The sequence below is a fragment of the Agathobaculum sp. TL06 genome (genome assembly GCF_054658635.1).
The window spans coordinates 63,200-72,231 of the sequence record NZ_BAAGGY010000017.1 but is presented as its reverse complement, the minus strand read 5'-3'; the positions used below and the strand labels follow the sequence as shown (position 1 = coordinate 72,231).

The following is a 9,032-nucleotide window of genomic DNA, read 5'->3' as shown; positions in this document are numbered from 1 at the left end:
ATATATGCGTAGCTATTTGCTCTGATGTGATTCCACAAGACGATTTGGATATCTTGAGACAAAAACGTGCGGTACCAATTATTGTTGTGCCACCTTCATATTCGGAGGAACAGCGGTATGCATGTGTCCATTTTGGTGCTGCTCAATATTTACATACCTATAATCATCCTATGGTAGAAATGTTTTCAGAGAAAAATAGTATGAGAAATTGTTTGAAAATACCAAAAGATAAAAGAAGACCGCTAACAATCATCACTGTGAAAGACTTGTCTTTCTGCTTAGAGTACAGGTCTGTAGAGATAGCTGGGGTATGCATTGATTTGACCGAAAAAGAGTTTGATATTCTTGCGCTGCTAATTATGAATCAACGGCAAGTCTATACTTATGAAATGATAATGGATTCTGTTTGGCATGATGATTTTTCGTTTTATTCACGCAATGCGATTTCAAGCCATATAAGTAATTTACGGAAAAAGTTAAAAAGTTCGGAAACTGCATCAGAACATATTAAAAGCATTCGAGGAATAGGCTACAAATTCGAAGTATAGGTATTTCTTGTGCAAATCTTGTATAAATCTAAAGTAAATCTTGCTTTCTGTTCTATACCATAGCTCTCAATAATGGCGAGCAGCTGTTAATTGAGTAATGGTTCAATGAAAACGCGGCTTGCTGAATAGCTGCCGCTTTATACTGCGTAGACAGAAAGGTTATTTACAGCGGCATATAGGAGGATGCCGCTTTGTTTGTTTTAACCTTTTACAGTTCTCATAATCTTCACTTGCTAAAAAAAGTGTAGCTTCCCCTCCGGGGCAGTTCGGCAACCTGTCGGTATTATCGTTCTGCGCAAACCGGAATAATAATGATCTTTTTTGTTGCGCCAGTTTCCTGGAATGGGAGACTGGCGCTTTTGCTTGTCGTTTTTTGCCGAATGTCCCCAAACGGCCTCGATGCCGTTCCCCGCCTCCATTCGATTCACCCGCTAATCACCCGTGAATCGAAATGGAGGTACATAATGAAGAAAGTCAATCTTCGGGATCTGTATCCCGATGTTTATAAAACCGATGCCTTTTTGGAAGTAACCGATGAAGTACAAGCGGTGTTTCAGTCTGACGAGCGAGCTGAAGCAGCCTATGAGCGAAAAATGTATCGCTATAAGGCGCAGTACTCCCTGGACTGTGAGAATGGAATTGAAAATGCGGTCCTGCGAAAGCTGGAGACGCCGGAGATGCTTCTGGAGGAAAAGCAGCTGCGCGAGCAGATTTACTCCGCCGTGATGGCTTTGCCGGAGAAACAGGCAAAAAGAATTTATGCTCGGTACTATCTGGGGATGAGCGTAAATGAGATTGCCGGAGCCGAAGGTGTAGATCCGAGCCGTGTCCGTGACAGCATCCGGCGTGGGCTGAAACAGTTGGCAAAAATTTTTTGATAAAGTTTCATTTGAAGCGCCTGTTTTTTGCCCCTTTTGTCAGTGTTAATAGAAGGACAAGTTTTCCCCTTCGATGGTACTTTGACAATTGAATAGACGGCATTTCTGGTACATAACCCATGTACGAGCGAATCAGGCGCGCCGCCAAGATGGACAGCCAAGGAGGTGATAAACAAGGCTGTTCCCAGCGATCAACGCCAGCCTGAGACCCGGAGGTGGCACTTCGAGCGCGAGGACTCCATGGGGGCTTAAAGATACTTGTTCACACCCGCCCACGGACTTGAGGCGGAACCCTGCGGCGCACGAGTAAAACGACGCTGCGGAGTTATGACATCCGCGCCAGCGGAGACCGGGAATGTCCCCATCGTCAGGGATGCGTGGCAAATGTGGCGAAAGCGAACTTCAAATTCAAGAGAGCTGCGTCCGGTTACCGTAAGCAACAACAGGTCATCATCCAGATGCAGTTTTCTTTTCAAAGTTAGATACCATGCACTGGCAGTTTCGGCTGCCAGTGCATTCATGTGATTTTGAAAGCACGATGACAACCTTGACGGAATGGAGGGAATATGATTTATGGAAAAACTGATTACACGAAAAGAAGCTGCCAGAATCCTGGGAATCAGCATTGCGACCTTGGATGCGGCCCGTAACAACGGCTTGATTTCTTATGTTCAGTATGTGCAGAACGGTTGTGTATATTTTACTGATATGGGCCTTCAGGAGTATATCGCAAAATGCACCCACCGGGCAAAACCGATGGAAAAGAATGCGACTTACCGCAAGACCCGGAACGCCGGAGCATGAGCCAATCCGTATCCTTGCTGGAACTGAAGATCTCTGATAAAACAAAGATACAGCGCTGGAGATTATTTTAGGAGGTGACGGAATTGGCAAAAAGGAAAATGATAATTCCTGAATATGGAACGGTTATAAAAAAAGGTGTCCTGTATTACAGAACAAGAATCAAAGATGCAGATGGAAAACTCGTTGCCCTTTATGCAAGAACGCCCGAAGAACTTTATAATAAGGAAACGATTGCGTTGGAGCAGATTGAGAACGCCACATTTCATCGAAAAACACCCACGGTTGCAGAGTATTGTGAGAAATGGCTGTTGATGCAGTCTGTTCATGTTCGTACCACGACTTTGACGGACTATACCTCAAAGGTACGGCGTCATATCATTGCGGAATTAGGTGATAAGCGGATGGGAGAGGTCAGCCTGGATGATATTCAGCTTGCACTTGTCTCTGTTTCAAAAAAATCTGCATCGGTATATAAGTCGGTCGTGATCCTGTATAAATCTATTTTCCGTGCAGCAAAGGAAAGCCGGATTATAGATAATAACCCGACGATCTATCTAACGACAAAGGGTGGCGGCGTTCCGCAGAAAGATAAAGCGGCGCTGACAGACGAGCAGGTCGAGCGCTTATTGGATGCGGTGGAAGGACTGCCAACCTATGTGTTTGTGATGCTTGGATTGTACGCAGGCTTGCGGCGGGAAGAAATCCTCGCCCTGAAATGGGATTCGGTCTATCTTGATGGAAACTTTCCTTATTTAACAGTGCGGAGAGCATGGCATACAGAAAACAACAGGCCGGTGATTCTGGAAGAATTAAAAACGAAGGCTGCCGAGCGAAATATTCCACTGCCGACCTGTTTGGCTGAGTGCCTGAAAGAGACAAAGGAAAATTCGACTTCGGAGTATGTGGTGCCGAACCGGGACGGCGATCCGCTGTCCTATACGCAGTTTAAGCGGCTGTGGCAGTATGTTGTCACCAGAACAGTCAAGGAACGGTCCTACTACCGATATGAGGATGGAAAGCGGGTAAAGCATACGGTCACACCTGTTCTTGGAGAAAAGGCGGCGCATAACGGTAATGTTGTTTACAGCCTGGACTTTGAAGTAACACCGCATCAGTTGCGACACACCTACATCACGAATCTGATTCATTCGTCGGTAGACCCCAAAACGGTGCAATACCTGGCAGGCCATGAAAGCAGCAAAATTACCATGGACATTTACGCAAAGGTCAAATACAACAGGCCGGATGAGCTGGTCAGAACGATGGGTAACGCATTTTCGCAATGGGATTCAGTGTGAGCATAAAATAACAAACGCGAAAACGAAGCAGGAGCGAGGCAAGGATGTCTCGCTCTTTGCTTTACATAGGCCGTATCTTTGATTAAGTCTGTACTTTCTGATAAAAAGAGAGTGTAGATACGGAAACTGCACGTTATCAGGAAAGGAAGGTCAAAGATGGCGAAAATGAAAACAGAGGTTCCGCAGTACGGAACCATTATGCAAAAAGGAATCCAGTATTACAGAACCCGGATCATGGACGCAGATGGCAAGCAGGTGAGTTTGTATGCTGCTACTTGCGAAGAATTATATGAGAAGCAATTAGAAGCGCGGCGACAGGTGGAGGAGATCATCTTTCGTCGGCAGCATCCGACAGTGGCCGAGTATTGTCAGAAGTGGCTGCTGATGCAGTCGGCAAAGGTATCTGCTTCTACATTGAGAGGATATACTGCTGACATGAAGAACTATATCATTAAGCCTTTGGGTGAGATGTATATGGAAGAAGTGACCGCAGATGATATTCGGCTGGCGCTTGTACCGCTGTCAAAAAAATCGGAGGGGTTATACAGCACAGTAAATATGCTTCTCAAGTGTATTTTCTACTCGGCAGAGCGCAGCCAGATACTTGAGCATAACCCCTGTGTAGGAATATCGGGAAAGGGCGGAAAGCCAGCGAAAAAGAGGGAGGCATTGACAGATCAGCAGGTAGAAGTGCTTCTGGATACGGTCAGGGAGCTTCCTCCCTACTTGTTCATTATGCTTGGGTTATATTCCGGTCTGCGCCGGGAAGAAATCCTTGCGCTGCAATGGGACTGTGTATTCCTGGACGAGTCTACTCCCTATATCTCGGTAAGGCGAGCATGGCGCACGGAACATAACAGACCCGTGATTTCCACTGTTCTAAAGACCAAGGCGGCTAAAAGGGATATTCCGATTCCCAAGTGCTTGGTGGACTGCCTGCGTGAAGCCAAAACAGCATCAAAGTCGGACTATGTGATTTCGGATAGCGAAGGACAGCCGTTAGCTGCATCGCAATTTCAAAGGGTATGGCAGTATGTAGTTGTTCGGTCTACCAAGCCGCGCAACTACTATAAGTATGTGAATGGGCAGAGCATCAAGTACACGGTTACACCAACGCTGGGCATGACACAGAGGAATCAACCCAAAATCAAATATACGCTGGATTTTGATGTGACCCCACACCAGCTCCGGCACACATACATCACGAACCTGCTTTATGCCGGAGTTGATCCCAAGACGGTTCAGTATCTTGCAGGACATGAAAACAGCAAAACAACTATGGACATCTATGCTAAGGTCAAGTATAATAAGCCAGAGGAGTTGTTCAGTGTAGTAAACGGTGCTTTTCATCAGAACGCTGCTGATTGAAAAACAGCCATTTTCCGTGGTTACCACATAGGATAACTGAACAGCGAAAAGTCCGGAAAAGCCCGAAATACCAAGGAAAAACGGCTCAAAAACGAGCGCAGTACGGCCTCAAGGCTGCACGCCGCGCGCCGCAGTTCTCCAAGCGCTAACGTCTTTTCAGGAACAGTATTTCCGCAGAACAGGCAGGCACCCGAAAGCCAAAAGCTTTCGGGTGCTTTTTTCCGTCCATGCGGCAAGAAAATTTTGTATCCAACTGCAAAACCTGGAACCTTGGACGGGCGCGCTCCGTCAAAAAGGCACAACGAAAAAAGGAGGAGACTCGTATGAAGAGAATCATAGCAGGCGTTCTTGGCGCGATGCTGATAGGGACGGCCGCAGGCGCGGCGGAACAGCCCGCAGAGCCATACCAGCCGCAGCCCTATCGGATCACGGAGCAGGCGGAGATCGTGGAGGTGCATACCTCGGTCCATGAGGGGGATATCACGCTGGTGCCGCGGATCACCGTCAAGACCGACACCTGGGACGAACTGACGCTCCTGCTGGGCGAGGACACCTTTCTGGCGGACGCGCGGGATGGCACGGTAAAGCGTATGACCGATGTAAGCGGCCAGACAGACGCGCTGCAAACCGGTGACACCCTGCTTGTCACCTATGAACCGGAGATGACCCGAAGCATCCCGCCGCAGACCCGTGCGGAGCTGGTCGTCACTCATCCGGACGAGGGCGTTACGCCGCACCTGCTGGATGTGGAGGTGCTGTACCGCGATGAAACGGTGCGCTTCCTAACCGATAACGCGGGCCTGGTCGTCAGCGTGGACGCGCAGACGCCGGTGCAGACGCTGTATGGCGAGGCGGCGGAGGCCGCGGACCTGCATATAGGGGCAACGGTCGTCGCCTGGTATGACATTGTGGCGCTGTCCATGCCCGGGCAGACGACCGCGCAGAAGGTCGTGCTTCTGCCCCCGCAGGACCGGACGTTTACCATCCTGACCGGCGGCGATATTGCAATCGCGCAAGGCCGTGTGGAAAATGGCGTGGCGATGGTGCCGGTGCGCGCGGTCGCGGAGGCGCTGGGCTATACCGTATCCTGGGATGGGGCGGATGAGCGCGTTCGGCTCACACTGGACGGAAGCGTCGCAGCGGATATCCGGCTGGGCGAGGACCGGTACAGCCTGGGCGACGGCGGCAGCGGCCTGGCGCTGGGGGCGGCCTCCTACGAAGTGGATGGCGTAAGCTGGGTGCCGGCCGAGGTATTCACGCGGCTGGGCCACGCCGGACAGGCGCTGACGGGAAGCGTCATGCACCTGAGCGGCAGGATGGAATAAGCGGAAAAAGGCGCGGGACATCCGCGCCTTTCCTGCTTATGCGGCGGTACGCCGCCCCAGCCGTTAAGATGCGGTTAATATTGCCCGCCTTCGGTTGACAGGGAGGGGCGCCGCCGCTATAATAAGGAAAAATGCCGCGAAAGGGACCGCATAAACCATGAATGACGCCGCTGACAATCCTGCGGACGAACAGCAAACCACACCGATAAGGCGCAAGCAAGGCATACCTGTCCCCTTGGAGGAAGGGGCGGCGGGGCATGCCTTTTTCTGTTGTCTGCCCTGCGCGCGGCTGGGAGTGTTTCCATGAATCTGGACAAAAAAAGAACGTTTATCGTCAATACCCTGTATTTCGGCATCATGCTGCTGCTCGCGGTCGTGCTGCTCAAATACGCGCTGCCGCTGCTCGCGCCGTTCGTGATCGGCTTCGTGCTTGCCTACCTGCTCAAGCGGCCGATCCGCTTTGCCGCGCATAAGCTGCATATCAGCCGGAAAGTGGCGGCGATCGCGCTGGTGCTGGTATTTTACTGCACCATTGGGCTGCTGCTGGCGCTGCTGGGGATCAAGGCGTTTTCCGCCGCCGGAGACTTCCTGCGCGGACTGCCCGGCTTTTACACCGCGCGGGTGGAGCCTGTGCTCATGAGCATTTTCAGCGGGATCGAGCAGTCCGTCCTGAGCATTGACGAATCCCTGATCGCATCCCTGGAACAGCTCTGGGGGCAGTTCGTGGAATCGCTCGGACAACTGGTGTCCAGCCTGTCCGCCGGAACGATCAGCGTGCTGTACAGCCTGGCGGGCTCTTTGCCCGGGCTGTTCATCAAGCTCCTGCTCATGATTATTTCCACGTTTTTCATCGCTATGGACTACGACCGCATCACCGGCTTCTTTATCCGCCAGATGAGCGAGAAGGCGCAGGAGGTGTTCTGGGAGATCAAGACCTATGTCACAGGCACGCTGTTCGTCTGCATCCGTTCGTATGCGCTCATCATGTCGATCACATTTGTCGAGCTGTCCATCGGACTGACGGTCGTCGGCATCGAAAACGCGGTGGTGATTGCGCTGCTGATTGCGGTCTTTGACATCCTGCCCGTGCTCGGTACAGGCGGCATCATGATCCCGTGGGCGGCCGTCACGGCGATACAGGGTGAGTTCAAGCTCGCACTGGCGCTGTTCGCGGTGTACATCGTGGTCACGATCATCCGCAATATCATCGAGCCTAAGATTGTGGGCAGCCAGCTTGGCCTGCATCCGGTAGCGACGCTTGCGAGCCTGTTCCTCGGTGCGCAGTTGTTCGGCGTGGTCGGCCTGTTCGGGTTCCCGATCGGCCTGTCGCTGCTGCGCTACCTCAATGAGCAGGGGACGATCAAAATATTCAAATAGACTTTGCTGAAAAGCATATATCCCAACAAAAATGACCGCCCGCGGGCGGTCATTTTTTGCTTGCTGTGCGGTCAGCGGGCGGCGGACGGGGCGGGCGCTTTGCCGAGCGCGCGGGTGTAGCGCGCCATGCGCTGCACGACGAATACCGCCACGATCAGCTCGGTCACCGGCATGGCGAACCACAGCGCCCCGGGCGCGGCGAACGCGGGCAGCGCATAGATCAGCGCGCCGCTGATGACAAGCCCTCGGGCGACCGACACGATGAACGCCGCGCCCGGCTTCATCAGGGACTGGAAATAGTAGGTGGAAAAGATATTAAGCGGCAGCAGCAGGAACGAGATGCCATAGCTGCGCATGATGGCGGGCGCGGCGGCGAGCACGCTCTCGGTCGGGGACATGAACACGCGCACGAACCCGTTGGGGACGGCGAGCACCAGCGCGGTCCAGAAGACGCTGAAAAACGCCACAGTATACAGCGCATAGCGCAGCGTCTGCCGGATACGCGGCCAGGCCCGCGCGCCGAGGTTGCGCGAGAGAATGGGCTGCGCGGCCTGTCCTACGCTGTACGCGCAGCACTGGACAAAGGTGCTGATATTGACGATGATGCCGTAGACCGCCAGCCCGTCCGTGCCGATATAGCGCATGATCTGGCGGTTGAACAGCATGGTCAGAATGCCCATCGCCACGTCGATGAAAAACGTGGAAAAGCCGGTGACAAGGATTTGCTGGGTCTGGAGCAGTATCCGCTTCGGGCGCACCAGCCGCAGCGTACAGCGGCGCGAAAAAAAGTGCGTCAGCATCACGCAGAAGGAAATACCCGCGCCGATCGCGGTCGCCAGGCCTGCGCCGAAAATGCCCATATCGCAGGCGAATACGAAAAACCAGTCGCCAAAGACGTTGAAGATACCGCCCGCCAGTACGCCCGCAGTCGCCAGGGCGGGGCTGCCGTCGTTGCGCAGGAACGCGGCGAGCATCTGGTTGAACAGGAAAAACGGGACGGTGAACTTGATGGGCAGCAGGTAATCCTGCGCGAGCGGGAGCAGCGCGTCCGACGCGCCGAACAGCCGCAGCATGGGCGCGTCGAAAAACGCGACGATGCCCCACCAAAGCACGGAGAACAGCACCGCAAGGCCGAGCGCGGCGGTAAAGTACTCGTTTTCATCCTCGTGCCGCGTACCCTTGCTGCCCCGCAGCGTGGAGAACAGCACCGACCCGCCGATGCCCGCCAGCAGACCGAAGCTGTAAATGATGTTCCATACCGGTGCGACCACAGCCAGCGCCGCCGTGCCGTCCGGCCCCTGATACTGGCCGACCATCGCCATATCCACGATGCCGTAAATCGAGCTGATGAGCGCGCTGCCGAACGCCGCGGCCAGATACCGGAAGTACAGCGGACGGATGTTGTCTGTCAGCAAATTCATATGGTTGAACCTC

At 53.0% G+C, this 9,032-nt stretch carries 8 protein-coding genes; 7 read left to right on the top strand and 1 reads right to left on the bottom strand.

What is annotated here, in order from left to right:
- The 7 genes from ACYQ3S_RS11360 to ytvI all read left to right on the top strand — a co-directional run.
- Nucleotides 1-548 (top strand): winged helix-turn-helix domain-containing protein (locus ACYQ3S_RS11360; protein WP_459689213.1); only part of this gene is annotated, 548 nt, incomplete at its 5' end.
- 464 nt (nucleotides 549-1,012) lie between these two features.
- Nucleotides 1,013-1,426 carry a sigma factor-like helix-turn-helix DNA-binding protein gene (locus ACYQ3S_RS11355; protein ID WP_016147205.1) on the top strand — a complete coding sequence of 138 codons (414 nt, stop codon included), beginning with the start codon at nucleotides 1,013-1,015 and terminating at the stop codon, nucleotides 1,424-1,426.
- A gap of 573 nt (nucleotides 1,427-1,999) precedes the next feature.
- Nucleotides 2,000-2,230 carry a hypothetical protein gene (locus tag ACYQ3S_RS11350; RefSeq protein WP_016147204.1) on the top strand — a complete coding sequence of 77 codons (231 nt, stop codon included), beginning with the start codon at nucleotides 2,000-2,002 and terminating at the stop codon, nucleotides 2,228-2,230.
- A gap of 83 nt (nucleotides 2,231-2,313) precedes the next feature.
- Nucleotides 2,314-3,528 (top strand): tyrosine-type recombinase/integrase, encoded by a 1,215-nt coding sequence (locus ACYQ3S_RS11345; protein WP_016147203.1) that lies wholly within the window; start codon nucleotides 2,314-2,316, stop codon nucleotides 3,526-3,528.
- A 156-nt stretch (nucleotides 3,529-3,684) separates the two neighbouring features.
- Nucleotides 3,685-4,896, top strand: coding sequence for a tyrosine-type recombinase/integrase (locus ACYQ3S_RS11340; protein WP_016147202.1), 1,212 nt, complete (start codon nucleotides 3,685-3,687; stop codon nucleotides 4,894-4,896).
- Nucleotides 4,897-5,219: 323 nt separating this feature from the next.
- A complete protein-coding gene (locus ACYQ3S_RS11335; RefSeq protein WP_459689211.1) occupies nucleotides 5,220-6,221 on the top strand; it encodes a copper amine oxidase N-terminal domain-containing protein in 1,002 nt (333 codons plus the stop codon).
- Nucleotides 6,222-6,524: 303 nt separating this feature from the next.
- Nucleotides 6,525-7,598, top strand: coding sequence for a sporulation integral membrane protein YtvI (ytvI, locus tag ACYQ3S_RS11330; protein WP_459689210.1), 1,074 nt, complete (start codon nucleotides 6,525-6,527; stop codon nucleotides 7,596-7,598).
- A gap of 71 nt (nucleotides 7,599-7,669) precedes the next feature.
- On the opposite strand, the gene ACYQ3S_RS11325 is transcribed toward ytvI, so the two are convergent.
- Nucleotides 7,670-9,019 carry an MATE family efflux transporter gene (locus ACYQ3S_RS11325; protein WP_459689208.1) on the bottom strand — a complete coding sequence of 450 codons (1,350 nt, stop codon included), beginning with the start codon at nucleotides 9,017-9,019 and terminating at the stop codon, nucleotides 7,670-7,672.
- Nucleotides 9,020-9,032: the final 13 nt, after the last annotated feature.

What these genes read in the sequence shown, in the direction of transcription:
- ACYQ3S_RS11340 (WP_016147202.1), top strand. Translation starts at nt 3,685, where the DNA reads ATGGCGAAAATGAAAACAGAGGTTCCGCAGTACGGAACCATTATGCAA.
- ACYQ3S_RS11325 (WP_459689208.1), bottom strand. Translation starts at nt 9,019, where the DNA reads ATGAATTTGCTGACAGACAACATCCGTCCGCTGTACTTCCGGTATCTG.
- ACYQ3S_RS11350 (WP_016147204.1), top strand. Translation starts at nt 2,000, where the DNA reads ATGGAAAAACTGATTACACGAAAAGAAGCTGCCAGAATCCTGGGAATC.
- ytvI (WP_459689210.1), top strand. Translation starts at nt 6,525, where the DNA reads ATGAATCTGGACAAAAAAAGAACGTTTATCGTCAATACCCTGTATTTC.
- ACYQ3S_RS11355 (WP_016147205.1), top strand. Translation starts at nt 1,013, where the DNA reads ATGAAGAAAGTCAATCTTCGGGATCTGTATCCCGATGTTTATAAAACC.
- ACYQ3S_RS11335 (WP_459689211.1), top strand. Translation starts at nt 5,220, where the DNA reads ATGAAGAGAATCATAGCAGGCGTTCTTGGCGCGATGCTGATAGGGACG.